The sequence below is a fragment of the Bombella favorum genome (assembly GCF_014048475.1).
Classification (GTDB): Bacteria; Pseudomonadota; Alphaproteobacteria; order Acetobacterales; family Acetobacteraceae; genus Bombella; species Bombella favorum.
This window is the reverse complement of the sequence record NZ_NWUS01000003.1, coordinates 116288-142441: the sequence shown is the minus strand read 5'-3', so window position 1 is coordinate 142441 and position 26154 is coordinate 116288. Positions and strand designations below refer to the sequence as shown.

Genomic DNA, 26154 nt, shown 5'->3' with positions numbered 1-26154 from the left:
AATAAATAATCATTTCAATGTAGAAATTATTTTATATTATCGTAATGAAGTTTATGTGTAAGGAACGTCAGCGGGTATTCTGGCCCATGCGGCGATAGATGAACACTTGTTCATTTGTTTTTTCGGCTTCAGCGATGGCTTCATCAATTAGGTGACGATGGGGAGAAAGTGAGCAGACAGGGTCCGTCTGGGAGGCATCCCCCAAAAGGGCCAGAGCCTGACAGCGGCACCCGCCCCAGTCAATTTCCTTGCGGGCGCAAGAGGCACAGGGCTCTGGCATCCAGTCTGTTCCCCGGAAAAGGGTGAAGGCCCGGGAGTGGTACCAGATATGGCTAAGTGAATGATCCCGAACATTATCGAACGTTAGCGAGGGGATGGTTTCTGCCGCATGACAGGGCAGGACATGACCGGAAGGTGAGATGTTGAGGAAACGTTGTCCCCAGCCGCCCATACAGGGTTTGGGGCGTTCGGCATAATAATCTGGTGTGACGTAATCAATAGCCAGCCCGCCTTTGGTTTCCTCGGCGGCAACATAGCGGGAGGCTTCTTCAAGCTGTGTGCGGGAGGGCAGCAGAGCAGCACGGTTTTTCAATGCCCAGCCATAATATTGAGTATGGGCCATTTCGACACGTTGGGCATCTAGCTGACGGGCCAGAGCAAACATGGCGGGCATGCGGGATATATTGGCTTTTTGCAGAACGAAGTTCAGCGTTAGGGGAATCCCGGCCTGCGTGATGAGGCGGGCTGCTTCCAGTTTGCGGGGTTGAACCTGCGGAAAATCGCTTAGCCGGTCTGCTTCTGGCCCGTCCGTGTCCTGAAAAGAGAGCTGCACATGGTCCAACCCACTTTCATCCAGACGTTTCATGGTCTGGGGTGTGATGAGAACACCGGAGGTGATCAGGTTGGTGTAAAGATTCAGCTTATGCGCATGGGAGATGAGGGTGTAGAGGTCTGGCCGGGCCATGGGCTCCCCGCCGGAGAAATGGACCTGTAGAATGCCCAGTTCAGCGGCTTCCTCCAATACACGCAGCCAATCTTCCGTGCTGAGTTCCTGCGCTTTGCGTTCCAGCTCGACAGGGTTGGAACAATAGGGGCAGGAGAGCGGGCAGCGGTGGGTCAGCTCGGCCAGCAGGCTCATGGGGGCGGGGATGGTGTGCTCTGCCCTGCCAGCTTTATTGCTATGCGAAGTCTCGCTCATAACCGAATAATCCTTTTTTCCGTGAGGTCGGAAAGCAGGGCGAGAACATCGGTGGCAATCTGGTCTCTGGGGGCTTCATAGCGTTCAGCCAGCCGGTCGATGACCACCCCGAGGCGGGTCTGGCCATCAAGCTCTTGAAGAATGGCAACAGCAATGGGGTCTGCCAGCAGGGCACGTTCTGGGGCTTGAATCACCCATTGTTCCCGCACTTTGTCATGCTGGAGGCGGTAACCCCGGCTGAAACCGGGGCAGTCATCTTCAGTCAGCATCGTGTGTGGCGCATGGGTGGTCATGAGAACCTTGCTGGCAGGGGGGAGGGAGATCAGGGTGTTTCAGGGACGAAAGCACCCGGCGGAATATGGCCTGCTACATAGGCATGGTCCAGAGCATCAAGCAGTTGCCAGAGAATGGCGCATTTGAACTCCAGCGCACCGAGGACTTCCTGCTGCTGCTCTGGCGTGCGGGCGTGTTCCTTGACGTAATTTAGCGCAAAGGTGGAGTCCTGCGGGGCCTGTGTCAGGCGGGGCTTGAAATAGGCTAACGTATCCTCAGAGATGTAGGGATAGTTGCGGAGCATCCCTTCCATACGCTCCCCGATGATGGTCGGTGAGAAGAGCTCTGTCAGGGAGGAGGCAATGGCTGCCAGAATGGAACGGTCCCGCACAAAGGCCACGTAAGCATCCACGGCGAAGAGCGTAGCAGGCAGCAGGCCCTTCAGGCTCGTCACATACTTATCATCAAGGCCTAGCCCGTTGGTCAGTTTCAGCCAGCGGGCAATGCCGCCGGGGCTGTCTGCTGTGCCGTCATGGTCTTCAATCCGGCGGCGCCATTCCCGGCGCAGTTCGGTCGTGGGCAGGCGGGCGAGCAGCGTGGCATCCTTTCGGGGAATCTGGGCCTGATAGTAATAACGGTTCAGGGCCCATGCCTGTAGCTGGCCTTTAGTCAGCTTACCCTCGTACATGGCTTTATGGAGCGGGTGTTGGCGATGATAGCGTTCCGCTCCGATGGCCCGCAGGCGGGCTTCCAACTCGTCAGGGGAAAGAAGTGTGTTCATGACGGTACCTCAGCTTTGATTCTCATCCCATCCTCGCCGATGACCCAGCCTGCCTGTTCGGCTGCCTGACGCTGGGGGCTGTCTTCCAGAAGGACCGGATTGGAATTGTTGATGTGGACGAAGAATTTCCTCGGCTTTGTACAGGCAGCAAACTGTCGGAGCGGGCCGTCTTCCTCATTGATGGAGACATGGCCCATACGGTGCCCACTTTTGGGGCTGAGGCCCGTGCGGATCATTTCATCATCTTGCCAGAGGGTGCCGTCAAAAAAGAGTAGATCGGCCCGGCCGGCACGGTCCTTCAGGGCCTGTGTGATTTTGGCACAACCAGGGATGAAGAGCATGGTCTTTTGCCCATCGGAGATGGATAGACCAAGTGTATCATCGGGCTTTGTCCCTTCGGCCTCGGCATAGAGGGGGGCTTTGCCGGGGACTGTGAAAGCCTCCAGCACAAGTCCGGATGGTGTTCCATTTTTGAGGGGCAGCGGCACGGCTATCCCTTCCGTAAGGGCGATACGGGGGATAATGTTGCGGTCCAGAGCTTCAAAGATGGGGTTGCGGTCCAGCTGCGCCAGTGTGGAGGCACTGCCCATCAGGGTGAAGGGTTCCCTCTCTCGCAAGGTCAGCAGCCCGGTGATGGCATCAATTTCCGCACCGGCAAGGATGACACCCTGAATCGGTGTTCCACGGGTGGAGCCATTGTGCTGAAGGGCTGGTGTGGAAAGAATCTGTTGGCGTAGGTCCGGCGAAGCGTTGAGAAGAAACCAATGCACGCCATCCCCACTTACAGCGAGGGAGGCCTGTGTGCGGGGTTTGGCCTGTTTGCCTTCTCTGGCCTGAAGGCAGCCCGGTGCGGCGGAGTTCCATTGCGGGAAACCGCCGCCAGCACCGGCCCCCAGAATAATGACATCAAGCACGACAGAGGCACCCTTTCCCCAGCTGTGTGGTGGCTGGCTGTGTCCGTGTTACGTGCCCGTAAAGGGCCTGCCTCGCAGATCAGCCCGGTGTGGAAACAGGGAGGCGTGGCAGTTCTGCCCGTACCTCCCTGTTACGCATATGCCCGTACGGAGATTATTTCTTCTCGCCGCAGACATAGGAGTTGATTTCGCCGCCCAGAGGGATCTCGGTTACTTTCGGTGTATTCCATGCCATGATGGTACTCCTTGTTTTAGGTCAGTGCGTGTGTCCGCACAGTGGCAGGCCACCCGATGAGGAATAGGCCTGCCAAGGCAGGATAAAGCAGAATCTGTCGAAAATGCCAGAAGAAACGTAAGCCCCCTTCAGGGGAGGGGGGTAGCCCGTATATACGCCCGGGTGTTAGTGGCAGACTGCTGGCAAGAGACGTGTTTTTCTGGCAGGAACAGGGCAATAAAGGCGGGACGTGTCCATTGGGCACGGCAGAACAGAGCAGCAGTTGGGGAAGCAGTATGGTTGAGCAGTCACGGCGGGGTGTGTGCCTGGTAATTTCGGCGCCATCAGGGGCGGGGAAATCCACGATAGCGCAGGCTCTGCGTAAAGCAGACTCGACCATTTTCACCTCTGTTTCTGTCACGACCCGTAGCCCCCGCCCTGGCGAGGAAGAGGGCGTGCATTATCACTTTCGTGATCTAGAGACCTTCCGCCGCATGGCGGCAGAGGGTGAGCTGCTGGAATGGGCAGAGGTGTTCGGCCGTGGCTATGGGACGCCCCGTGCACCGCTGGAGGAGGCTCTGGCCGCCGGGCGTGATGTGATTCTAGATATTGATTGGCAGGGCTATCGTTTGATGCGCAATGCCATGCCGGAAGATGTGGTCGGACTGTTCGTCCTGCCTCCCTCTTTGGAAGAGCTGGAATCCCGCTTGCGGGGGCGTAACTCGGATAGTGACGAGGAAATTGCCTTCCGCATGAAAGCCGCACTGAGTGAGATTTCACACTGGCCGGAGTTTGATTATGTTCTGGTTAATGATGATCTGAATAAGGCCGTTGAGGAAGCAAGGGCCGTGTTGGTGGCCAGTCGTCTGGCCCGTGCCCGCCGCCGGGATATTGCAGCCCTCTGGCCAGTAGCAGGTTGAGGGCGGCTCTGATAAGCTACCCCCGTACGTTGAAGCAGGAGCTTACTGATGACAGACATGCAGGCCAAGACGCCGCTTATTCTGGCCCTTCCTAAGGGGCGGATCCTCAAGGCTTTAGGTCCTGTCCTGCATCATACGGGGTTTAAGCCGGCGCAGGACTGTCTGGATGAGAGCAGCCGTCGGCTCCGTTTCCCTACATCTAACCCGGGGCTGGATGTCGTACGGGTGCGCTCTTTCGATGTGGCGACATTCGTGGCTTATGGTGGTGCGGACATTGGTGTCTGCGGGGCGGATGTACTGCTGGAGTTCGATTATCCCGACCTTTATGCGCCGCTGGACCTAGGGATTGGCGGGTGCCGCATTGCTGTAGCCCGCCCGAAGGGCAGCGGGGATGAGGAGCCGCCAGAGGGGCGGTCTCGCCTGCGGGTGGCTACTAAATATCCGGCTATTGCCCGCCGTCATTTTGCCTCACGGGCGATTAATGCCGAGATCGTGCATTTGCACGGCGCGATGGAACTAGCCCCCGCATTGGATATGGCCGATGTGATTGTGGACCTTGTGGATACAGGTTCTACCCTGCGGGCCAATGGGTTGGAGGAAGTGGAAACGATCGCCCACGTCACCAGCCGCTTGATTGTAAATCGTATTGCCCTGAAAACCCGCCCGGAAGAGGTCGGCAGCCTGATTGAGCGGTTCCGTACCGCTGTAGCTCAGTCTGTCCAGAAGGGAGAGTCCGCCTGATGAAACGCTTGAACACGACATCATCCCAGTTTGCAGCCGAGTTGAAAGCTGTTCTGGCCCGCCGGGGCGAGCAGAGTGGCTCCGTGGCTGAACCGGTGCGGGCGATTCTGGCGGATGTGCAGAAACGGGGCGATGCAGCCCTCTGCGACTATACGGAGCGGTTCGACCGGTTGAAGCTCACATCGGCCCAGCTGCGTATCAGCGAGGCAGAAATCAAGGAAACGGCAGACCGTGTCGCCCCGGAAACAAAAGAGGCACTGGCACTGGCAGCAAAGCGCATCCGGGCGTTCCATGAGGCCCAACTGCCTAAAGACCTTGATTACACAGATGAAGCCGGTCTGAGGCTGGGTATGCGCTGGACGGCTTTGGATGCTGCCGGCCTGTATGTGCCTGGAGGTAAGGCCGCTTATCCGTCATCAGTATTGATGAACGCCCTTCCGGCTCATGTGGCTGGGGTTAGGCGTTTGGCCATGTGCGTGCCGACACCGGATGGTGTGTTGAATCCGCTTGTTATGGAGGCTGCCCGCCTTTGTGGTGTGACGGAGATTTATCGCATCGGTGGGGCGCAGGCTGTAGGGGCTCTGGCCTATGGGACACCGACCATTGCCCCGGTGGATCGTATTGTCGGGCCGGGTAATGCCTTTGTAGCGGAGGCCAAACGGCAGGTGTTCGGCCATGTGGGGATCGACAGCATCGCTGGACCATCCGAGGTTGTGGTGGTGGCCGATGGGAATAATGATCCCCGCCTTGTGGCGATTGATCTGCTGGCACAGGCGGAGCATGATGAGCAAGCCCAGTCTGTGTTGATCACACAGGATGAAGCCTTTGCCGATAAAGTTGTCGCCGCTGTGGAGGACGAGCTGAAGACGCTCCCACGCGCAAAGATCGCCCGTAAAAGCTGGGAAGATTGCGGTGCGGTCGTGATCGTCCGCTCTGAGGATGAGGCTGCCGAGGTGGTGAATGAGTTTGCCCCGGAGCATCTGGAGGTTCTGCTGGATGACCCAAGGGCGTTCAGCTTGAAGGTCCGTCATGCTGGGGCGATCTTTATGGGGCGGTTCTGCCCGGAGGCTGTCGGTGATTATGTGGGTGGCCCCAATCACGTTCTGCCAACCAGCCGCACGGCCCGTTTTGCCTCTGGCTTGTCAGTTTATGACTTCCTGAAACGGACCACCTCTATCGAGACGGATAGGGCGGGGTTGGAAAAGGTCGGCCCTGCCGGTGTGGTCCTCGCCCGGGAAGAGGGGCTGGATGCCCACGCCATGAGCCTGTCAGAACGGTTGAAAAAAGGTTGATTTGCCAAAAAGAAGGGCCGCTCCCACTACGGTGGAGCGGCCCTTTTCAGTTTAGAAGAAGACTCCTAGTGGAGTGATCAATCCCGCAGGAACTCCAGCATCATTGCATTGAAGTTTGTAGGATCTTCGACATGGAGCCAGTGGCCAGTATTGGGAATGGTCTTGATGTCTGCCCCTGGGAAGTACCCACGGATGACATCATGATGCTGCGGCTTGATGTAGGGTGAATTCCCACCTCGGATGAACAGGGCAGGGCCGTCCCACGTTTTGCCGTCAAAAGCATCGGGCCATGCCTGAATGACAGGGAAGCTGGCCACAATATCCGTAACGCCGATATTCCATTTAGCCGGGTCGCCGGGGGTGATGTGCTGGGCAATCAGCTCCCCAACGGAAGGGTCTTCCGTCAGATCATGCAGGAATTTGCGGATCTCAGCATGGCTGTTCAGCGTAGGGAGTGGCGTGTGATAGAGCTGCTGGGCCAGGTCGTGCTGCCCGTGGATCATGATGTCCGGAGCGATATCAGCCACCAGCAGTTTCCGGAAACGATCTGGAGCTGTCAGGACGGTGGCCATAGCCGTTTTCCCGCCCATGGAGTGCCCCACAATATGGGCATCCTGAATCCCCAGCGCATCCATGCTTTCTAGAACATCCTTGGCCATTTCCGGGTAGGAGATAGGCGCATGGGGGCTATCACCATGGCAGCGTAGGTCGAACGCAACCGTGTTGAAATAGGGGCTTAAGGCCCTCTGGAGGATGCCAAGATTGCGAGCACGCCCGAAGACGCCATGAAGCATGACAACTGTTGGTGCGTTGTCCACACCTGTTTCGTTGCGGACAATGGAAGCGAGCTGCATGACTGTAACTCTCTAACGGACTGAAAAACAGGAAGAAGCGCCGCTTATAGAGTTATTCTGGATAAAATCAATCCTATATTCCCTATTAGAGCGATTACACATACTTCATCTCTGGTGGGTTTGTAGACATCAGCCCACTTGGGTAATGGCATTGGATAGGCTCTGGACGAATGAGCCTTTTTGGGGTCACGGTGTAGTGGATGTCATGACGAACTATACGAGGCCCCCAATGGTACGGAAAACACAGCACCCTGAAACACTGGCCCTTCATGCAGGTTGGCGGGCAGACCCGGTGACGGGGTCGGTCGTGCCGCCCATTCATCAGACAACATCCTATCAGTTCGAGAGTAGCCAGCAGGCGGCAGACCGTTTTGCGCTGAAAGATGTGGGGATGATCTACTCCCGCCTGACAAACCCGACCGTGGATGTATTTGAGCAGCGCATGGCAGCTTTGGAAGGTGGAGCGGCCTCCGTTGCCGTGGCATCCGGTCAGGCCGCTGCCACCGTGGCCGTGCAGACACTAGCGGAGGCAGGGGACAATATTGTTAGCGGGACAGACCTGTACGGTGGAACATGGAACCTGTTTGCCCATACATTAAAGAATATGGGCATAGAGGTGCGTTTTGTAGACCCCGCCGACCCGTCTGCTTTCGAGGCTGCTAGTGATGAGCGGACACGGGCCTGGTATCTGGAAACTTTGCCCAACCCCAAGCTGATCGTGCCGCCCATAGCGGCCATTGCCAAGGCAGGGCGAGTAATGGGGATTCCGCTGATTGTTGATAATACCGCTGCTCCGCTTTTAGCTCGGCCTCTGGAGCAGGGGGCAGCCATTACGGTCTATTCTGCTACAAAATATATTGGCGGGCATGGGACATCAATCGGCGGGCTGATTATTGACGGCGGCCAGTTCGACTGGGCGCAAACACCCTCCCGTCATCCGCTGCTGACACAGCCAGACCCAAGTTATCACGGTGCTGTCTGGACAGAGGCCGCCCGTCCGCTGGGGCCGGTGGCTTATGCGCTGCGGGCCAGAGCCGTGCTGCTGCGGGACGGCGGGGCGGCCCTGTCACCCTTTAATGCTTTTCAGCTTATTCAAGGCGTGGAGACACTACCCCTGCGTATGCCCCGCCATTGTGAGAACGCTTTGAAGGTGGCTCAGTTTCTGAAGGGCCGTAGCGATGTGGCCCGTGTGATCTACCCAGCCTTGCAGGCGGGAGAAACTCGCCAGCGAGCAGAGGTTGTTCTGAAGGGCGGTTTCGGGGGGCTTGTTGGCTTCGAGCTGCCCGGTGGCCGGGATGCTGGACAGCGTTTCATTGATGCGTTGGAGCTGTTCTATCATGTGGCCAATATTGGGGATGCGCGTAGTTTGGCCATTCATCCAGCTTCCACCACACATGCCCAGCTAAGCGAGGCCGAGCAGAAGGCGGCGGGTGTATCGCCGGGCTATGTCCGTTTGTCCATCGGGCTGGAACATCCCGAGGATATTCTGGCTGATCTAGCACAGGCGTTGGATCGTGCTGTTGGGTGATGAGCGTTTTCGGTTGGGCCCTCTTGGCAAGACTTTCTTTACGGCGCAGTGTGGCGTTCAGCTTATTCGATGAAGTGATGAACAGGAAAGGAAGATCATCATGTCCACACCAGAAAGCCGCCTTGCTGAGCTGAATATCGAACTGCCCGTCGCTGCGGCCCCTGTGGCGAATTATCTGCCAGTCGTGCGGACAGGGAACCTTCTAGTCGTGTCCGGACAGTTGCCGCTGGTGGATGGCAAGCTTCTGATTACCGGTAAACTGGGAGCAGAAGTTTCCAATCAGGCAGGGACAGCCTGTGCCCGGGCTTGTTTTATCAATATTCTGGCGCAGCTTAATACGGCTTTGGGTGGTGATCTCTCCCGTGTGCGTCGTGTTGTGCGCCTTGGGGGCTTTATGGCCTGCACGCCGGACTTTACCGACCATGCCGCCGTGATGAATGGTGCGTCCGATCTGGCAGCGGCTGTCTTTGCCGGTGAGGTTGGGCAGCATGCCCGTTCGACTGTTGGTGTTCCCAGTTTGCCGCTGAATGCCCCGGTCGAGGTTGAAGCGATGTTCGAAGTTGCCTGATCGATAGGCCATAGAGACCGAGGGCGGGCCGTTCATCCCTATGGGGGTGGGCGGCCCGTATCATATTGGGGGGTTCTTTTTGGCGGGTTGCCTGTTATGGAGGAAGAACACTGCCAGAACCGTTCAGAGGCGGTGTAGCCATATTCTGTAAAAGGATGGATTAACGGATGAGTGATACAATTCCTGATCGTCTCTCGGTCTACCCGGATAGCCCGTATTTTAATGAAGAGATACTGAGCCGCGGCATTGGTGTGCGCTTCAAGGGGGAAGAGAAGACCAATGTTGAGGAATACTGCATCAGTGAAGGCTGGATCCGTGTTTCTGTTGGCCGGACGCTGGACCGCCGTGGTCGCCCCATGACGCTGAAGCTGAAAGGCCCGGTCGAGGTGTGGTTTAAGGATAACGCTGACGCCTGATAGATGGCGTTAGGACACGGAGAAAAGGATGAAACCGTGAAAGAGGCAGACATCATGCCCTTAGGGGATGCCGGTCACGGTGCTGTTACAGTACCGGAGCGGGCAAGCTTCTGGTTTCGTCGTTTTCTGGCGTTTGTGGGGCCGGGGTACATGGTGGCCGTAGGCTATATGGACCCCGGCAACTGGGCGACTGACCTTCAAGGTGGGGCTCAGTTCGGTTACCGGCTGCTTTCGGTCATTCTGCTGGCCAACATTATGGCCGTTCTGCTTCAGGCTCTTGCTGCTCGGCTGGGGATCATCACGGGGAAAGACCTTGCGCAGGCGTGCCGGGATTGGCTGCCACGGGGGTTGAGTCTACCTCTCTGGCTGACCTGCGAGCTCGCCATCATCGCCTGTGATCTGGCCGAGGTCATCGGGACGGCCGTAGCTCTTAATTTGCTTTTTGGCCTCTCCATCATGGCTGGAACGCTGATTTCCGTGCTGGATGTGTTCATTGTCCTGCTGCTCATGCGGCGGGGGATGCGGGCACTGGAGGCCTTCGTTATCACCCTGTTGGGGATTATTGCTGTCTGTTTCGGTGTGCAGCTTGTGGCAGCGGCTCCGCCTGTTGGGGCGGTGTTGAAAGGCTTCATGCCTTCATCGGTGGTTTTTACCAATCCGGCTATGCTTTATGTGGCCATTGGCATTATTGGGGCGACTGTCATGCCTCATAACCTCTATCTTCATTCGTCGTTGGTCAAAAGCCGCACCTATCCTCGTACGGATGAAGGACGGAAGGATGCGTTGCGCTGGGCGACATGGGATAGCACCTTGGCCCTGACGCTTGCTCTGTTCATCAATGCGGCCATCCTGATCGTGGCTGCCGCTGCTTTTCATGGCACGGGGCATCAGGATGTGGCGGAGATCAGCGATGCGTGGAAGTTGCTTTCTCCCGTACTGGGGTTCGGGCTGGCTTCCACACTATTTGCTGTGGCCCTGTTGGCGGCGGGTACCAATTCTACCGTGACGGGAACGCTGGCAGGGCAAATCGTCATGGAAGGATTTTTGCACCTTCATATGCCATATTGGGTGCGGCGTTTGCTGACCCGAGGGCTGGCGGTGCTGCCTGTTATCGCTGTCATTGCCATTTTTGGGCAGGGCAAGGTAGGGGACCTGCTGGTGTTCAGTCAGGTTGTGCTGTCCATGCAGCTCCCTTTTGCCATGGTACCATTGGTCTGGTTTGTTTCTAGCCGGAAGTATATGGGGCGGTTCCGCCTCTCTCCCGTACTGGTGGTACTGTCCTGGCTGGTTGTGCTGGTAATCGTGGCCCTGAATATCAAACTGCTAGGTGATGCCCTGTTCTGATGGATTTCAGCAGGGGGTGCATTTCGGTGGTAGGTAATGGAAGCTGCGGTCGAACCATGTCAGACCGTGGCCGGCCCCATCTTTCACCGTAATGGTGTGAACACGGCAGATCAGAACATCATGTGTGCCGATGCTGTGTGTGTCGTCAATCGTACAATCGAGCGTGGCCAGGGCGTCTTCCAGTAGTGGGGAGCCGAGTGGGCCGTTCTTCCATGTGCCATGGGAGAAGCGGTCTGCGGATGTCATCTCACTGTTGGCGAAGGCAAAAGCGAGCTTGTCATGGCCCTTGCCCAGAATGCTGATTCCCAGCTGACCATTTTTTAAAAATGCTTGATGGGATTGGTTGCCGCGGTTCAGGCAGACCAAAACGGTCGGTGGTGTATCCGTCACACTGGTGATGGCAGAGACGGTTAGGCCATGCGGGCCAGCCGGGCCATCGGTCGTAACAAGAACGACAGGAGAGCCAAGGCGGCTCATGGCGTTGCGGAAGACAGCCTGCATGGTGGAGACCTTCTGGTAGTGATGAAACAGGACCAAGGAAGGACGAATAATGGACTCATTGCGGCATGGATGCAAATGCCATTCTGGAAGGCCTGGCCAGATGGCAGACCGCCCCTGCATAGAGGCAGGGGCGGCCCAGAAACCGGGTGTGTTAGTAGGTCAGTGTTAGAGAAGACTGGTAGTAGGTGGCATCATGAGCGCCAACCTGATGCATGGCATGGGAGGTGAGGAAGCGGACGACATGGTGGTCCCATGTCAGATGTGGGCCGAGGCGTAGGCTGGCGGACATCTGCGGGGCAATGCCAACAAAGGAGCTATGGTTGTAGGCGTTGAACATGCCGGCGCTGAACTGACGCTGGAAGATGTTACGGCCATAGATGGAGTAGGTGTCATCCCCCGTGTTGTAACGCCAGTAGATAGGCAGCTTCAGCTGGAAGGTCAGATAATTGGTGGGGGTAAAGCTTGCCTTGGGGGCAAAGTCGATCAGGTTCTGCCCGGTCAGATAGTTGGTCGGATCCAGATAGTTGGTGTTCACACCGAAGGGCTCGATATAGGTGTTCACACTGCCAGTCGTTCCACGGGCACCACCGCCGGAATAGGCATCACCCTGCACACCGATGGTCGGGTGCCACATGACATGGCGGAAGTGGTAATCCACTGTGCCATTCATGGACCATGCATTCACGTTGCGGTTCATTTTGTTGTAGTGGTTGGCCTGGTTATAGGACTGATAGAACGTACCCTGCTGGTAGGCCCCACCAAGGGAGAAGCTGATCGGCCCTGCTTCACCGTGCCACCGTAGGCCGAAATTGTTACGTTTGGTATGGCCGAGGGCAGAGGCATTATACATCACGGTCTGCTGTGCAGGCCCGCCATTAATTTCATACCCGTAATAGAACAGGTTGATGAAAGAATAGCCCTTCTCGCCGAGGAAGTGGAAATCCGGCGGGGCGATAGTAACATTGGCCCCGTAGAGTTTCGTCTTGTAATCCAGCGTGTCGTGGAAGAGGGAGTTGCCGCCGCGGAAGCTGTCTGGATGGTTGTTCTTTGTATTGATGAAATAGAAGCCATCAAAGCGGACACGGTTCCAGTGTTCATAGATGCGGAAACCATCCCAGCTGAGCGGGACGTTCAGTACGTCGCGGTTTCCGATCATGTAATCGGGCGCATCAAGGAACTGCTGGCGACCAAAGATGAAACCGCCATGTCCACCTACAGCATTGCCGCTAAGTTCCACAAAAGCTTGTTGTAGGTCCAGATTCTTGCGGAACGTACCGTCGTAGCTGTATCCACGCCAGCCGCCTGCATCGGCATTGATGAGCTGGCCGAAGAAACGCACATGCTTTCCGAGGTGCAGGTCTGCACTCCAGAGGTTACGGACAGCAAAACGGCCCGAATTGAAGGGGCGTGCCTTCATGGAGGATGTGGGGTCGATGGCGGCACCGAAGACAGGCCGTCTATCATACCAGTTGTTGAGGCGAGTTTCCCCAGCGAGGCTGAGCCAGATGGAGCCGCTGTCATTCAGCTTCATATGTTTGTAGGAGTCAAAAGGGTCGCCACTGTCACAGACGCCTTTTTTGGGCTCGCTGATGCTGTCCATACCAGCGGGTGTCCCATACTGGGAGACGGGGCCAAAACCTGTTTCGCTGCCGTCTCCTCGTGCCCAAACACCGTAGGGATTGGGTGTAGCCTGTTTGCCATCATCCTTGGGGCAGCCGCCGGGGGCTGTATGCATGATGCGGTCTAGGATACTGCGCTGCTGGGTCGTATTGAGCGTGGAGACCGTTCCGGATGCTGTGTCTGCATGGGCAGCGGAAATGCCAAAGCCCGTTGCAAGGAGGGTGGAACACAGAATGGTCCGGGAGAAAAAGGAGTATTTCATGGTCTTCTTTCACAGCTCGTTTGTGAAGTGGTGAGCCGAGAAGACGGGAAAAAAACTGTCTCAACATTGATTTAAGGCAAGAATGTGCAAAAGATTCCCATAGAATAAACCTTTTACAATGATACAAAAAACCTGTCAGAGGGAGGAAATGGCCGGATTAGGGAAGATTCACTTTGTGAAAAAAATACTTAAAAAACAGTATGTTATGAAACTTAAAATGTAAAAGAAGGAGGATGAAAAAAGGAGGCAGGGGGAGGATTTGCTACAAAATTATTTAATCGGTTTTGCCTTTCTCTGTGATTTTATCATAGGGACACCTTGACTTTCATCACGGGGTAGTGAGTGCCCTGCCCCCAATCCGTAGGGAAGGGGGCAGGCCCGAATCGGGCTGAAGACCTGTCTGCTTCAGAGTGATCAGTGCTTCTTATCCGTTTTATGGGGGAGCAGAGCCGGGATGAAGAGCAAGGTACAGACCAGTGTGCAGCCGAGAGACAGCAGCAGCAGTCGTCCCATACTGGCTGTTCCCGGATGGGCCGAGGCCGCCAATGAGCCGAAGGCAGAGCCTGTCGTCAGGGCGGAGAAGAGAACGGCCCTGGCTGTAGGGGATGAAAGCTGCTCCTTGAGGCCCACCCGCCAGTTCATGACAAAATAGATATTGAAGGACACACCAACACCCAGCAGCAGTGGCAGGGCAATGATATTGGCGTAATTGAGCTGCTCCGGCACGGTGATGACCAGAATGACTGTCAGAAGTGAGGAGAGTAGCAGCGGCAGCAGGACAAGCAGCGTATCCAGCAAGCGGCGCAGTGTAACGAGAAGAATCAGCGCAATGGCCACGATGGCACACAGGGCCGCTGTAATGAAGGCGTGTGTGATGGTCTGCGCACTGGCGATGATTTCCAGTGCTGGGCCGCAGATGTCCGGCGTTACGCTTTCCAGCTCCTGCACGAAATGATGCAGTGTTTTTGTTTCAGACATCCGGCCATTAGGATGGATGACCAGACGGTAAGCCCCCGTGGAGGCGATATAATCGCTTCGGATATCTGCTGGGATTGTCTCCAGTGTGATGGGGGCTGGGGATAGCAAGAGGGTTTTTAGCTGGGTTAGCTCCGTTGGCAGGAAGCGGGTCAGGGCTTCGTTTGTGGCCAGCAGGGTTGCATCTGGTGCTGTAGAAAGGCGTGTCAGTGCGTCATGTAGGGCTTTGAGGGACGGGGAGAGCTTAGCATCTAGCCCATCAAAGTCATGTGCTGCTTTGAGAGCCGCCGCGCGTAGGTCAGCCGCCGAAGGAGCTGGGGCCGGGTGGGGAACCGAGAGTGTCGGCAGCAGAATATCGGCAGCCTCATGGATCAGCTGTAGTTTTGTCTGCTGATCATCTGGAACGAGTGCCCCGAGCCAGAGAACATCATGCACGCTGTCCAGTTTGCTAAGAGCTTTTGCCATCCGCTCCGCTGTTGCCGTGTCGGGGACGAGCACTTGCGCATTATAGGGTGTTGTGAGCGGGTTTTCCTCAAGCAGGGTAAGGGCTTTCATCCCCTCCGTATTGGGGTTCTTAGTATGGAGGGGGTCAGCATCAAATGTGAGGGACGGTGCCAGGCAGGTACCGATGATGCCCAGCACGGCAAAAATGGCCAACACGGGCAGGCGGAAACGGCGCAGGGCATGGTCCACCGGCTTGAGGAAGGTGAAGCCCCGTAGGCTATCGCCCGGTGTAGCTCGGAAGAGCCGTAGCAGGGCGGGCAGGAGGGTTAGCGTGCAGAAGAAGGCAATGATCATTCCCCCACCAGCGATCAGCCCGAGTTGCGCTACGCCTACGAAGTTGGTTGGGGTAAAGGCGAGGAAGCCCGCTGCTGTAGCCAAGGAGGCAACGAAGATTTGGCTGCCGCTCTCTGTGCCTGTGCGGTCTAGTGCGGCGAGGGGGGAAAGCGGAGCGCCTGTCTCATCCTTCTGGCAGCGGAAGCGCACACCGAATTGTATGGCAAAATCCACAGCAATGCCCACAAAGAGAATGGCAAAGGCGACGGAGATCATGTTGAGCGTGCCAACGGCCAGAGAGGCAAATCCAGTTGTCAGCAGCAGCCCTATGATGAGTGTGAGCAGAATAGGAAGGACGACACGCAGTGAGCGGACAGCCAGTAGCAACCAAAGCGTGACAAGGGCGAAGGAGATGAAAAGCCCGATGATCATGCCCTGTGCGACAGTGGAGAATTCTTCATCACTTAGCTTAGCTTCACCGGTGATGAGCGCATGGGCCCGGCCAGCTTTTATGGTGGGCAGGCTGTCCAACGCTGTACGCATAGCCTTTGTAGCGGCTTCGGAAGGTTCAAAGGAGGTGAAGTCCGGCTTTGGGTGGGTGACGACAAACTGGTAATGACCGCCCATTTCGCTCAGCCCGCCTGCCAGTAGCTTCTCCCAAGAAAGAGGTGTGGCATGGCCGGCGAGGCCATCATTTAGAGTATTGGTCAGGCCATCTAGTGCGGTGTTGAAGCTAGCAGGGATGGGCTGGTTACTGCGTATGGCCGTGGCCATGAGGGTGAACGTGCCAAACAGCCCACGGGCGGAAGGGTCCGCTGCGAGCATCCCAAGAAAGGGCTGGGCAGAGATGGTCGAGTCTAGCAGGGGTTCAAGCTGCTTTGTATCGACAAAGAGGAAGGCATTCCGGCTATAGAAGGGATTGGCATCGGGCTGGTCTACCCGGTCAAAATGGAGTGTGTCTTTGGCAAGGATAGCCGTAAGAGCATTGGCAGTCTCACGCCCTTCTTCCGGCGTGGATGCACTGATGATAGCTACAAGCGTGTTTTTTTCGCCGGGGAAGAGATTTTCTATCTGACGGTTCTTTTGCTTCCACGGTAGCGTATCGGCAAAGAGTTTGTCTGTCTCTGTAGTGATGCCCAGCTGGTTCAGGCTCAGCCACGCAGACCCTGCACAGAGCAATATGAAGAGAGATAGGACAAGGGCGACATGGCGTCCGCAAAAAGCGTTGAGGCGGCTTGTCAGAGTAGAAAGCATGTAGAAATCTGTCCCCTTTGTGTCCTTGCAGGCTCTGCATGGAATAAAAGGCCAGGGCCAGGCGGCCCCTCAGCCGGACCGGAACATTCCCGCATGGCTCTTAGTAGGGCCCTGTCGGGAGTGTGATGATGGTGCTTTCTGGCAGTTAAGACCGGGGATCTCGTCCCAGCGACTACCATAGGCACAGGGATTACTAGCCCGATGGATGGCTTTTTTCTATCCCTTGCGATGATCTGTGAGGGAAAAGAGGGTGATGTATGTCCTAATACCCACCAGAGTAGGCCATTGGGTACTCTGTTTCGATGTGGGGCTTTCTGGCTGACAGGACGGCTGATCTGCGGCAAAATGGATGTATGACCTGGACGTTGGACGGCATTGCCGAGCATGAAAGTATCATCCGCCATAGCGTGTTCCGCACTCTGGCAGCCCCTGTGGAAGATGAGGCCGGGGCCATGGCCTTTCTGGCAAAAGTGGCTGTGCCGGACGCTACCCATAATTGTTGGGCCTTCCGTGTTGGCGGGCGATACCGTGTAAGTGATGATGGCGAGCCGTCTGGTACTGCAGGCCGTCCGATCCTCTCTGCTATAGAGGGGCAGGATTTTGATGGCGTAATGGTAGTCGTCATCCGCTGGTTTGGTGGCATTAAGCTTGGGGCTGGTGGGTTGGTTCGGGCTTATGGCGGGGCGGCGGCGGCCTGCCTGCGGGAGGCTGCTAAAATTGAGCGGGTGGAACGTATCCGCCTCGGGTTTCATTGCCCTTTCCCCGTTTATGCCGAGGTAGAGGCTAAACTTCCGGGTTGGAATGTAGAGATACGACGTTGCGATTTCGGGGCTGAAGGGGCGACGATGGAGCTAGCTGTTCCCGTGCAGGAACGTACAGCCGTAGAAAACTGGCTGCGGGACCTGACACGGGGTCAGGAGCCTATCCGTGTGCTGGATGAGCAGTAGCAGCCGTGACGGAGGGGCTGAAACCCCTCTCTGTCAGGTCTTTTCTTGGTCTTGTTGTTTGAGTTCTTGCGGCGTGGGGCCGGTAGCCTCGGGGGCTTCATAGCGGGGCACACGCCCATGATGGCCAAAATTGACAATGCGGGCCTCTTTTAGCCCATGCATGGAGAAAAGAAGGCGAGCTAGTTGGAGTGCCAGTGCCGAACCGATGAAAGGCCCGACTAGATAGATCCATACACCATGCAGATTATGGGCCAGCGTATCGGGGGCCAGTGTTCGCATAAAATTTGTACTATTGCCGGAAAATCCAGAAATTAGCGGATTGGTGATGGCAAAATAGAAGGCACAAATCCATGTTGTCAGATGCTGCCATTTCGGCCTTGAGGCCGTGAAATAGATGATCATGATCAGCCCTGCCGTGGCGATGGCCTCCATCAAGGCGGCAAGGCCGAGACCGTAATTGCTAGAGGGGAACGTCCCGGCATAATTGATCTGGCTGACCATGGGATGCCAGATGGGCAGCAGCAAGCTGATCCCCAGACATGCAATGAGTGTGCCAGAGAAGGCTCCAACAAGTTGGGCACCGAGATAGCCCAAGGCATCGGGCCAGCGAATCTTCTTGGTGAGGAAGAAAGCCAGTGTCACAGAGGGGTTGAGATGCGCCCCGCTGACCTTGCCGAAGGGGGATAGCGTAGCGATGGTCCCTGCTAGCCCAAAGAACAGCCCGATAAGAATGGAGCGTATGACAGGATGAGGGGCCAGCAGGGCGGCAAGGGGCGATCTGCCCGAGGCTAGAATAGTGGTCGTGCTGATGCCGATGGTCAGCATGATGGCTGTGGCGATGGCCTCCATGAAGTAGAGCTTCCAGTGGAGGGGCTGGTCAGGGTGAGGTTTGCCAGCCAGCGGGCGGTCCACCAGTTCCCGGCGGGAAAAATGGATATGGGGAATATGGATGTGCGGGTATCGCACATGTCGGGCAATGAAACGGGCCTTATGCTCTGGCTGCGGTGGGGGAGAAGAGGCAGACATAGAGGTTACTTTTCAGGAACGACTAGAAGAACTCACCATATGTTGCTGATCTGTTGGCTGTTTGGTCAAGCTAATAAGGGCAATTTAATCTTTCCCAGCTGGTGAAAAGCGGCGGACCAGTTCGCTGAGATGTCCGGTTTCTGCAATAGTGAGGGAGCGCGGAGCTTTGGGGCGGGCATTGGCCGTACCCACATGGCGGGGGATAACAGCCTGTCGGAATCCAAGCTTGGCGATCTCTTTCAGCCTGATGCCCGTCTGGCTGACTTGCCGTATCTCCCCCGAAAGACCGATCTCCCCGAAATAAGCTTCATCAGGAGCAGTGGGCTGGCCTGTAGCGGCGGAGATCAAGGCTGCGGCTACGGCAAGGTCGGCAGCAGGCTCGGTTACTTTCAGCCCACCAGTGACATTGAGGTGAACATCCATGCTGCCTAGCTTCAGCCCGCAGCGGGCTTCCAGCACGGCAAGGACCATATTCAGCCGGGAGCTATCCCAGCCAAGCACGGCACGGCGGGCTGCTCCGTCGCTACTTTTGGCAGAAAGCAGGACCTGCACCTCCAGCAATATGGGGCGGGTTCCTTCTAGTCCAGCGAACACGGCAGACCCAGCAACATTGCCATGTCGCTCGGCTAGGAACAGGGCAGAAGGGTTGGGGACCTCCCGCAGGCCGGTATCGGTCATGGCGAAAACGCCGATCTCATCGGTAGCACCAAAGCGGTTCTTGGCCGCCCGGAGAATACGGAATTGATGGCCTCGGTCACCTTCAAAATACAGTACGGCATCGACCATATGTTCCAGCACACGGGGGCCAGCAAGTGCGCCTTCCTTTGTGACGTGGCCGATGAGGATGAGCACAAACCCTAATGTTTTGGCGAGGCGGATCAGCTCGAAGGCACAGCTGCGGACCTGTGAGACCGAGCCAGGAGCACTGGCCACGCCTTCCAGCCACATGGTTTGTATGGAGTCGATGACTACGACCTGAAAAGCCCGCTTATCCTCCAGCGTTGCAGTGATGTCGTTGACATTGATGGACGCTGCCAGCTCCAGTTGATCCAGTGCTTTTGGGTCTTTGTCCAGCTCTAGCCGTCGTGCTCGTAGGCGTATCTGGTCTATGGCTTCTTCGCCGGAAACATAGAGAACATTATGCTGCGCCTTGGCGAGGGCGCAGGTCATCTGAAGCATGAGGGTGGATTTACCAATGCCCGGGTCTCCGCCCACCAACACGACCGAGCCGGGGACGAGCCCACTGCCCAGCACCCGGTTTAGCTCTGCCATGTTCGTGTCTAGCCGAGCTGGAGGGGTGGCTTTGCCATCCAGTCGTGTTGTCTTTAGTCCGCCCCCTTTTCGTGTGGCGGCGGTGGTCCTGCCAGGGGTGGCGGCTCTGGTTTCTTCTTCCAGACTGTTCCACTCGCCGCATTGCTCACAGCGGCCTGTCCATTTTGGAAATTGAGCCTGACAGTTCTGGCAGACGAACAGGCTGGCGGGTTTCCGGGCCATGTCAGCGTTTGTCCGTAGGGGTGGCTGTCAGGTTGCCGGTAGGGATTGGCCCTTCAAGCCGCCCGTGGGTAAATTGGTCGACAATCGGGTTGCCACTGTTCATCAGTGTCTCGGCGGGCCCCTGCCAGATGATTTTCCCCCCGTAGAGCATGGCGGCGTGGTCGCCGATACGGGTTACGGAGGTCATGTCATGTGTGATGGTCAGGGCGGTGGACCCCAGTTGGGTAACACAATTGCTGATGAGGCCATCAATCACGGCAGACATGATGGGGTCCAGCCCGGTAGTGGGTTCATCAAAAAAGAGAATGTCCGGCTGCCCGGCCAAGGCACGGGCCAGCCCGACACGCTTCTGCATCCCGCCCGAAAGTTCCGCTGGGTTGAGCGGTGCCACATGGGGCCCCAGCCCTACCAGTTCCAGCAGGTGGAGTGCTTCCTGCTCTTGTGCGGCGTGGTCTTTGTTGCGGTCACTCCCCTTGGCTCTAAGGCCGAACAGGATATTGTCTAGCACGCTCATGCTGTCGAACAGGGCAGCATTCTGAAAGAGCATCCCAATCCGCCGCAGCAGGGCCTCACGGCGGCTGCGTGAGGCCTCGATGATGTTCTCACCATCAATCTCAATGGTTCCTGCATCTGGTTCGATCAGCCCCAAAATACAGCGGAGCAGGAGGGACTTGCCGTTGCCAGAGCCCCCGATGATGACTGTGGACTGACCAGCAGGCACATCCAGATCAATCCCGTTGAGGATTGTCCGCCCGTTGAAGGCTTTCTTCAGGCCACGGATGCGCAGGCGTGGTTGATCGTTTGCAGCGGTCTGCTGAGAGGGGGATGGTACTGTTGTCATGCGGTAAAGAAGAGGTCCGTCAGCAGATAATCAAAGGCGAGAATCAGAATGGAGGCCGTCACAACGGTGGCTGTGGCAGCCCGTCCGACTCCCTCAGCTCCACCACGGCTGTGATAGCCTTCGTAACAGCCCAGTAGGGCGATAAGGAAGCCGAAGACAGCCGCTTTGAGCAATCCAACCAAGACATCATGGCTATGGAGGGAGGCATAGGTGGAATGGATATACAGCGCAGGGCTGAACCCCAGCTTGCTCACAGCAACGATAAACCCGCCAGCAACCCCCAGAATATCGGCAATCAGCACAAGGAATGGCAGAGCCAGAATACCGGCAAGAAGGCGGGGTGTGACAAGATATTTGATGGGATCAGTCGCCAGTGTGCTGAGGGCATCAATTTGATCAGTCACTCGCATAGCCCCGATCTGTGCGGCAATGGCTGCCCCGATGCGGCCTGCCACCATGAGCCCGGCTAGAACCGGCCCTAGCTCTTTCGTAATAGCCATGACCACAATGCCGCCAACGGCATTCTGGGCGTGATACTGGCTAAACCCGCTATAAGATTGCAGAGCGATGACCGCCCCAGAGAATATGGCTGTGAGAGCCACGACAGGCAGGGAGAGAAAGCCGATCTCAACCAGGCAGGAAAATATGATCTGCCCGTAAACAGGTAAACGGAAGGTACCTGCCAGCCCGCGCAGGGCAAACAGGCTGAGCGCACCAGCATGGTGCAGCCCGCTCAATACGCTACGCCCAAGGAAGATGAAAGGAAGGGATAAAGCTCTCACACGTTCTGCCTTTGCTGTCTGCCGGTCATTTTGGTGTTTGGTTCTGCGGTGTTACCGGTGCGCTCCCTTGTGGAGCGGGCTTAGATGGCAGGGCAGCGGCGGGGTGTGCCGGGGTGCTGGCTGCTGCTGGCGGCGTAGGCTGCTGGGGTGCTTGCGGCAGAGTGCCTGATGTAGGAAGTGGTGCCGTTGGTGCAGGCGGTGCGGGCTGTGCCGGGATAGTGCCCGCCTGCCCAGCGGTAGGGCTGCTGACTGCTGGAGAGGGGGCGGGAGGTGTTACGATCACCTGCTTCGGCACATGGGGAACGGTGGGGTTGTTCAGCCCCTGTGCCTGACCATCCGGCTGGGGAGGCTGGGTAGAAGGCTGTACGGTCTGTTTTACCGGGGCAGGTTCTGGCGGGCTGGCGTGGGTGATGTGTTTTGTTCCGCCATCCTGTACGCTACCCGTAACTTTGCTGAGTGTAACACTGGCGGCATCATTGGTGGTGATGCTGGCATTGTTGACAGTTGCCATGATGGAGGCATCCGCCTGATGGGAGGCGTTCAGTGTCAGGCTGTCGATCTGCCCAGCGGCGATGGAGAGCTGGCTGTTATCGGACATTTGAGCCGAAAAGGCGGAGAGAAGAGCGGTATCTACCTCTAGATGAGAGGCCCCCGTAGCATTGAGCTGCGCTGCCCGATTCAGCTGGGCAATATGGGCCTGTGTCGTGCCGGAGATAGACATGTCCAGCGATTCTACACGTTCTACCTGCAGGGACGCATCGTCCAAATTGCTCTCTAGCGTGGTGAGTGTACCGCTGATGGTGATGTGGGCCTGCGGGCTGTCATGCAGTGTCAGGGCGGTGTCGCTGGAAAGATGCAACACTAGCCGCCCTCCCTTGGGGCAGTTGTGCAGGGCAAGGCGAACGTGACTTTCTGTGCCATCGCGGGTTGTCTGTATATCCGGGGTGAAGCCAACGGCCTCCTCGACCACCATGCTGTCCTTTAGGGTAGCATCCGCCCTGATATGAACCTGAGCACAGGGCGCACTGAGGTCCAGCTCATCAGCATGGAGGACAGCATGGGATTCAGCCGCCAGACTGCTGCCAGCCATCAGGGTGCTGCCCAGAATGGTCCCAAGGCACATACTGCGCCTAAGGAACAGGGAAAGACAGGTCCGGATGTTACGCATGCTCACTCAGGGACTCCCGAATATAAGATATGGCAAAGATAGGTTGCCTATAGGACCAGACAGGCGGCAGGTCCTGTCAGCCCTTCACCGTTTATGGCCCCGTTACCATTATTGTCATTATAGGCAGCCGGGCGGCATGAGGATAGCCCGCTTTATAGGCAGGGATATGGCGATGATGGGCGGGACTGTCAGGAGTGGCTGTCACGGTGTGTGCCGTACCCTAGAGAATGATAGTGAAAGCCAGCCTGCTGCCAGTCATGGCCCTGCCATATCTGCCGGTAGTCCAGAATCAGTCTGCCACGCATTTTGGGGGCCAGCTGAGCCGGAGTAAGGGACGCAAAAACGGGCCATTCTGTCAGGACCAGCAGCATATCGGCCCCCTCGGCGGCTTGAAGGGGGCTGTCGGCATAGGTGATGCCATCTGGCAGCAAGGGCTTGGCTGTGCTCATCCCCTGTGGGTCATGAACACGCAATGTCGCTCCCGCTTCATGCAGAAGAGGCAGGATAGTCAGAGCAGGGGCCTGCCGCATGTCATCAGTGTGGGCTTTGAAGGTCAGCCCCAGCACGGCGATGGTGCAGTCGGTGATGTCACCCTTAGCAAGGGCAAGGATACGTTCGGCAAGGCGGCGTTTGCGGGCCTCATTAGCGGCGATGGTGGTCTCAATAAGCTGCACCGGGGTACCTGCCTGCCGTGCAGAGGTTGCCAGAGCTTGCGTATCTTTGGGGAAACAAGACCCGCCATAGCCCGGCCCCGGCATGAGAAAATGAGGGCCTATGCGGGGGTCCATACCCATACCGTGGGTCACATCGGCAATCTGCCCGCCTGTGGCCTCGCAGAGATCGGCCATTTCATTAGCGAAGGTCACCTTCATGGCAAGGAAGGCATTGGCGGCATATTTTGTCAGTTCTGCACTTTCCAACCCCATGAAGAGCAGGCGGTTTTCTGGCCCGTTTAGAGGGGCATAAAGTTGTTCCAGCAGAGTGCGGGCTGTGGAAGGGATAGTGGGGGAGCTTTCCAGCCCAATGATGACACGGTCCGGCTGCATGAAGTCAGCAATGGCATGGCCTTCCCGTAGGAATTCGGGATTAGAGGCGATGTGAAAGGTCAGGTCAGGGCGGGCTTGCCGGACGATGGCCGCAACCTGCCGCCCGGTGCCAACCGGGACGGTGGATTTTGTGACGATCAACAGGCCGTCAGGCGCATGGGCGGCAATGGCCCGTGCTGCGGCGTGGACGTAACTTAGATCGGCGTGGCCGCTGCCTCGGCGTGTAGGGGTGCCTACGGCGATAAAAACGGCACGGCTTTTCTGCAGGGCCGCTGCTAGGTCATCAGAAAATGCTAGCCGCCCTGCTTGCCGTTGCTCGGCAACTAGTTCCTCAAGCCCGGGTTCATAAAGCGGGATGTCTCCGGCCTTCAGGCGATTAAGCCGTGTCGGGTCATGTTCGATGATGGTCACGTTCGTGCCGACAGCTGCCAGACAGGCCCCCGATACCAGCCCGACATAACCGCCGCCAATCATGGTGATGTGCATGGGGTCTCCTAGGAGGGTAAGGGCGTGAACAATATATAAAATGTATATTATGGTAAATTCATGTTTGATAAAAAAAGTTAATTGTGGTTTTTGTCTTTTCATAAATAGACTTTTTAATTTTTCTTTGTGGTGGGTCAAATGGCTGCGATTGAATCAAGAGACGTAAGTGTAAAAGAACTTTTCCAGAAGTTCTATATTGTCCCTCGTTACCAACGAGAGTACGTCTGGGGAAAGAATCAAGTAACTCAGCTTTTGGGGGATATACGTTCTGAGCAAATGGAAGGAGAGTACTCTGAGTATTTTATTGGTTCTGTAGTGGTTTGTCCGAGTCAAACAGAAAGGGGAGCTGATGATCTTATTGATGGCCAACAGCGTATTACAACGCTTTTTATCGTATTATGTGCAATAAGGGACAGATTATCTGCGCTCGGAGAGGAGAACTTGGAGGGAATAAAAAAGAGCATCGTTGATGTTGATACAGATCAGTATGGTAATGACTGCCATCGAGCACGTTTAGAACCACAATATAAAGATGCAGAGGGTGTTTTCGATGATTTGATAGAAGGTCGGAAAATAACAAGTAAAGATACAAGATCAATAAAGAATATTTCTATTGCTTATAATGTTGTGAAAGATTTTCTATCAAATGATCTTGATGATTCTGTTGTAGAAATAAAGAAATTCTTTGGATATCTTATGGCTAATGTAAAGCTTATAAAGATATACACAGATAGTTTTGGTAGGGCTTTGAAGATATTTGAAACAATTAATGATCGTGGCATTGGGTTGAATGCTATGGATTTATTGAAAAATCTTCTATTTATGAATGCTGAGAAAACTCAGTTTGAATATCTACAAGAATGTTGGAAGTTTATTGTAGATGAATTGTATAAAATTAATGAGAAGCCTCTGCGTTTTCTGAGGTATTTTATTTTTTCTAAATGGGGTGTGCCACGACTTGCGAAAGATGAACTATATGAATGGCTTATCAATAATGATAAGAAGATTGGTCTAAGCGATAACCCAGTTGGGTTTACCGAAAAATTGAAAGAAGCTTTGAAAGCGTATGCTTTCTTTTTGAAGAAGAAGGATAGTAGGGGAGAGCAGAATTATATTCTTGAGAATATATCTTTTTTGTATAGGAAACATACATCTGCCAGGCAGTATTTGGTTCTCCTTCTTGCGGGTCGTAACCTTTCATCTGAAGTTTTCTCAGCCTTATGTCGTGATATTGAATCGTTTCTGTTTGTATGTATCCTTGTGAGAGAAGAAATTAGAACATTTGAGGCTTTATTTGCTAAGTGGTCTCTTCTTCTTTCTCGAGTGAGAACGATGGAAGATTATAAAGCGTTCTCAAAGGAAACGTTTCAGGCGCAGAAGAAAAAACACTCATCTAAATTTTATGATATGTTTAGGAGTATAGATAATAGGTCATTGCCAAAATATCAGTTTGATTATGTTCTTGGGAAACTAACGCAGGCTGTTGATAGAGACGCTTACGGAAGCGATAATCCTCTTTCCTATTATTGCAACACCAAGGAAATTCACCTAGAGCATATTCTCCCACAGAAGTCAGACTGCGATGTTTACAAGGAGTTTGGTTTAGGTGCTGATGATCCAAGCTTAATTTGGTCCATTGGAAATCTGGCCCTTGTAGAAAAGTCAATCAATATGTCTTTGGGTAACAAGGCGTTTTCTTATAAGAAACGTATCTATCCCAAGTCTCGTTATTTGTTAACGAGAATCATTTCTGAGAAACCGGACATAGGAAATACAGCTATTGATCGGGCAGTGGCCCATATGCATCCATTTGATGAGTGGAATAAGAATACAATTCGTCAGCGAGCTCAGTGGTTGGCTGAGCTCGCTTGTACTGTGTGGAATGTCCCTAGTGAGCATTACGGCAGAGAACTGGATATGGGAGGACCGTAA

Annotated in this window: 24 protein-coding genes; 9 read left to right on the top strand and 15 right to left on the bottom strand. The window is 55.6% G+C overall.

The features are described 5' to 3' along the window. Positions 1-67: 67 nt before the first annotated feature. The 5 genes from pqqE to pqqA form a co-directional block, all read right to left on the bottom strand. Positions 68-1198 (bottom strand): pyrroloquinoline quinone biosynthesis protein PqqE, encoded by a 1131-nt coding sequence (gene pqqE / locus CPA57_RS07595; RefSeq protein WP_182082211.1) that lies wholly within the window; start codon positions 1196-1198, stop codon positions 68-70. Then, positions 1195-1491 (bottom strand): pyrroloquinoline quinone biosynthesis peptide chaperone PqqD, encoded by a 297-nt coding sequence (pqqD, locus tag CPA57_RS07590; RefSeq protein ID WP_229709337.1) that lies wholly within the window; start codon positions 1489-1491, stop codon positions 1195-1197. The genes pqqE and pqqD overlap by 4 nt, the downstream gene beginning before the upstream one ends. 29 nt (positions 1492-1520) lie before the next feature. Next, on the bottom strand, positions 1521-2252 hold the full coding sequence (gene pqqC / locus CPA57_RS07585) for a pyrroloquinoline-quinone synthase PqqC (RefSeq protein WP_182082210.1): 732 nt from the start codon (positions 2250-2252) through the stop codon (positions 1521-1523). Further along, the gene (pqqB, locus tag CPA57_RS07580; RefSeq protein WP_182082209.1) at positions 2249-3166 is read right to left on the bottom strand and encodes a pyrroloquinoline quinone biosynthesis protein PqqB; all 918 of its coding nucleotides are present in this window, start codon (positions 3164-3166) and stop codon (positions 2249-2251) included. The genes pqqC and pqqB overlap by 4 nt, the downstream gene beginning before the upstream one ends. 154 nt (positions 3167-3320) lie before the next feature. Beyond that, positions 3321-3401, bottom strand: a complete 81-nt coding sequence (pqqA, locus tag CPA57_RS07575) for a pyrroloquinoline quinone precursor peptide PqqA (RefSeq protein ID WP_043559425.1) — start codon at positions 3399-3401, stop codon at positions 3321-3323. 275 nt (positions 3402-3676) lie between these two features. Between pqqA and gmk the strand changes: the two genes are divergently transcribed. The 3 genes from gmk to hisD are packed head-to-tail and all read left to right on the top strand — an operon-like array spanning position 3677 to position 6333. Continuing rightward, positions 3677-4300: a guanylate kinase gene (gene gmk / locus CPA57_RS07570; RefSeq protein ID WP_182082208.1), complete on the top strand. Its 624-nt coding sequence runs from the start codon at positions 3677-3679 to the stop codon at positions 4298-4300. 48 nt (positions 4301-4348) lie between these two features. Then, entirely contained in the window at positions 4349-5041 is a 693-nt protein-coding gene (gene hisG / locus CPA57_RS07565) for an ATP phosphoribosyltransferase (RefSeq protein ID WP_182082207.1), read from the top strand. Continuing rightward, positions 5041-6333, top strand: a complete 1293-nt coding sequence (hisD, locus tag CPA57_RS07560) for a histidinol dehydrogenase (protein WP_182082206.1) — start codon at positions 5041-5043, stop codon at positions 6331-6333. Before hisG ends, hisD begins: the two co-directional genes overlap by 1 nt. A gap of 77 nt (positions 6334-6410) precedes the next feature. Here the strand turns inward: hisD and CPA57_RS07555 are convergent, their stop codons facing one another. Then, positions 6411-7187, bottom strand: a complete 777-nt coding sequence (locus CPA57_RS07555) for an alpha/beta fold hydrolase (protein ID WP_182082205.1) — start codon at positions 7185-7187, stop codon at positions 6411-6413. A gap of 229 nt (positions 7188-7416) precedes the next feature. Here CPA57_RS07555 and CPA57_RS07550 point away from each other — a divergent pair, with 229 nt between their 5' ends. From CPA57_RS07550 to CPA57_RS07535, 4 genes are all read left to right on the top strand, one after another. Then, entirely contained in the window at positions 7417-8715 is a 1299-nt protein-coding gene (locus tag CPA57_RS07550) for an O-acetylhomoserine aminocarboxypropyltransferase/cysteine synthase family protein (RefSeq protein WP_182082204.1), read from the top strand. 97 nt (positions 8716-8812) lie between these two features. Then, positions 8813-9283 carry a RidA family protein gene (locus CPA57_RS07545; RefSeq protein WP_143280730.1) on the top strand — a complete coding sequence of 157 codons (471 nt, stop codon included), beginning with the start codon at positions 8813-8815 and terminating at the stop codon, positions 9281-9283. 167 nt (positions 9284-9450) lie between these two features. Further along, positions 9451-9699 carry a DUF3297 family protein gene (locus tag CPA57_RS07540; RefSeq protein ID WP_182082203.1) on the top strand — a complete coding sequence of 83 codons (249 nt, stop codon included), beginning with the start codon at positions 9451-9453 and terminating at the stop codon, positions 9697-9699. Positions 9700-9753: 54 nt separating this feature from the next. Further along, positions 9754-11043: an Nramp family divalent metal transporter gene (locus CPA57_RS07535; protein WP_229709357.1), complete on the top strand. Its 1290-nt coding sequence runs from the start codon at positions 9754-9756 to the stop codon at positions 11041-11043. 6 nt (positions 11044-11049) lie between these two features. Here CPA57_RS07535 and CPA57_RS07530 read toward each other — a convergent pair whose 3' ends face one another. The 3 genes from CPA57_RS07530 to CPA57_RS07520 all read right to left on the bottom strand — a co-directional run bounded on the left by CPA57_RS07530 (position 11050) and on the right by CPA57_RS07520 (position 16432). Beyond that, positions 11050-11544, bottom strand: a complete 495-nt coding sequence (locus tag CPA57_RS07530; protein ID WP_182082201.1) for a flavin reductase — start codon at positions 11542-11544, stop codon at positions 11050-11052. Between the two features lie 151 nt (positions 11545-11695). Further along, positions 11696-13426: an alginate export family protein gene (locus CPA57_RS07525; protein WP_182082200.1), complete on the bottom strand. Its 1731-nt coding sequence runs from the start codon at positions 13424-13426 to the stop codon at positions 11696-11698. Between the two features lie 414 nt (positions 13427-13840). Then, positions 13841-16432, bottom strand: coding sequence for an MMPL family transporter (locus CPA57_RS07520; protein WP_182082199.1), 2592 nt, complete (start codon positions 16430-16432; stop codon positions 13841-13843). A gap of 353 nt (positions 16433-16785) precedes the next feature. Between CPA57_RS07520 and CPA57_RS07515 the strand changes: the two genes are divergently transcribed. Next, positions 16786-17379 carry an IMPACT family protein gene (locus tag CPA57_RS07515; RefSeq protein ID WP_182082198.1) on the top strand — a complete coding sequence of 198 codons (594 nt, stop codon included), beginning with the start codon at positions 16786-16788 and terminating at the stop codon, positions 17377-17379. A 33-nt stretch (positions 17380-17412) separates the two neighbouring features. Here CPA57_RS07515 and CPA57_RS07510 read toward each other — a convergent pair whose 3' ends face one another. The 6 genes from CPA57_RS07510 to CPA57_RS07485 all read right to left on the bottom strand — a co-directional run bounded on the left by CPA57_RS07510 (position 17413) and on the right by CPA57_RS07485 (position 24222). Beyond that, on the bottom strand, positions 17413-18405 hold the full coding sequence (locus CPA57_RS07510; protein WP_182082197.1) for an MIP/aquaporin family protein: 993 nt from the start codon (positions 18403-18405) through the stop codon (positions 17413-17415). Positions 18406-18489: 84 nt separating this feature from the next. After that, positions 18490-19899, bottom strand: coding sequence for a DNA repair protein RadA (gene radA / locus CPA57_RS07505; RefSeq protein WP_182082196.1), 1410 nt, complete (start codon positions 19897-19899; stop codon positions 18490-18492). Position 19900: 1 nt separating this feature from the next. Then, a complete protein-coding gene (locus CPA57_RS07500) occupies positions 19901-20740 on the bottom strand; it encodes an ABC transporter ATP-binding protein (protein WP_182082195.1) in 840 nt (279 codons plus the stop codon). After that, positions 20737-21522 carry an MlaE family ABC transporter permease gene (locus CPA57_RS07495; RefSeq protein ID WP_182082194.1) on the bottom strand — a complete coding sequence of 262 codons (786 nt, stop codon included), beginning with the start codon at positions 21520-21522 and terminating at the stop codon, positions 20737-20739. Before CPA57_RS07495 ends, CPA57_RS07500 begins: the two co-directional genes overlap by 4 nt. A gap of 25 nt (positions 21523-21547) precedes the next feature. Then, the gene (locus CPA57_RS07490) at positions 21548-22696 is read right to left on the bottom strand and encodes a hypothetical protein (protein ID WP_182082193.1); all 1149 of its coding nucleotides are present in this window, start codon (positions 22694-22696) and stop codon (positions 21548-21550) included. A gap of 182 nt (positions 22697-22878) precedes the next feature. Next, a complete protein-coding gene (locus tag CPA57_RS07485; protein WP_195805439.1) occupies positions 22879-24222 on the bottom strand; it encodes a UDP-glucose dehydrogenase family protein in 1344 nt (447 codons plus the stop codon). 138 nt (positions 24223-24360) lie between these two features. Here CPA57_RS07485 and CPA57_RS07480 point away from each other — a divergent pair, with 138 nt between their 5' ends. Continuing rightward, the gene (locus CPA57_RS07480) at positions 24361-26154 is read left to right on the top strand and encodes a DUF262 domain-containing protein (protein ID WP_182082192.1); all 1794 of its coding nucleotides are present in this window, start codon (positions 24361-24363) and stop codon (positions 26152-26154) included.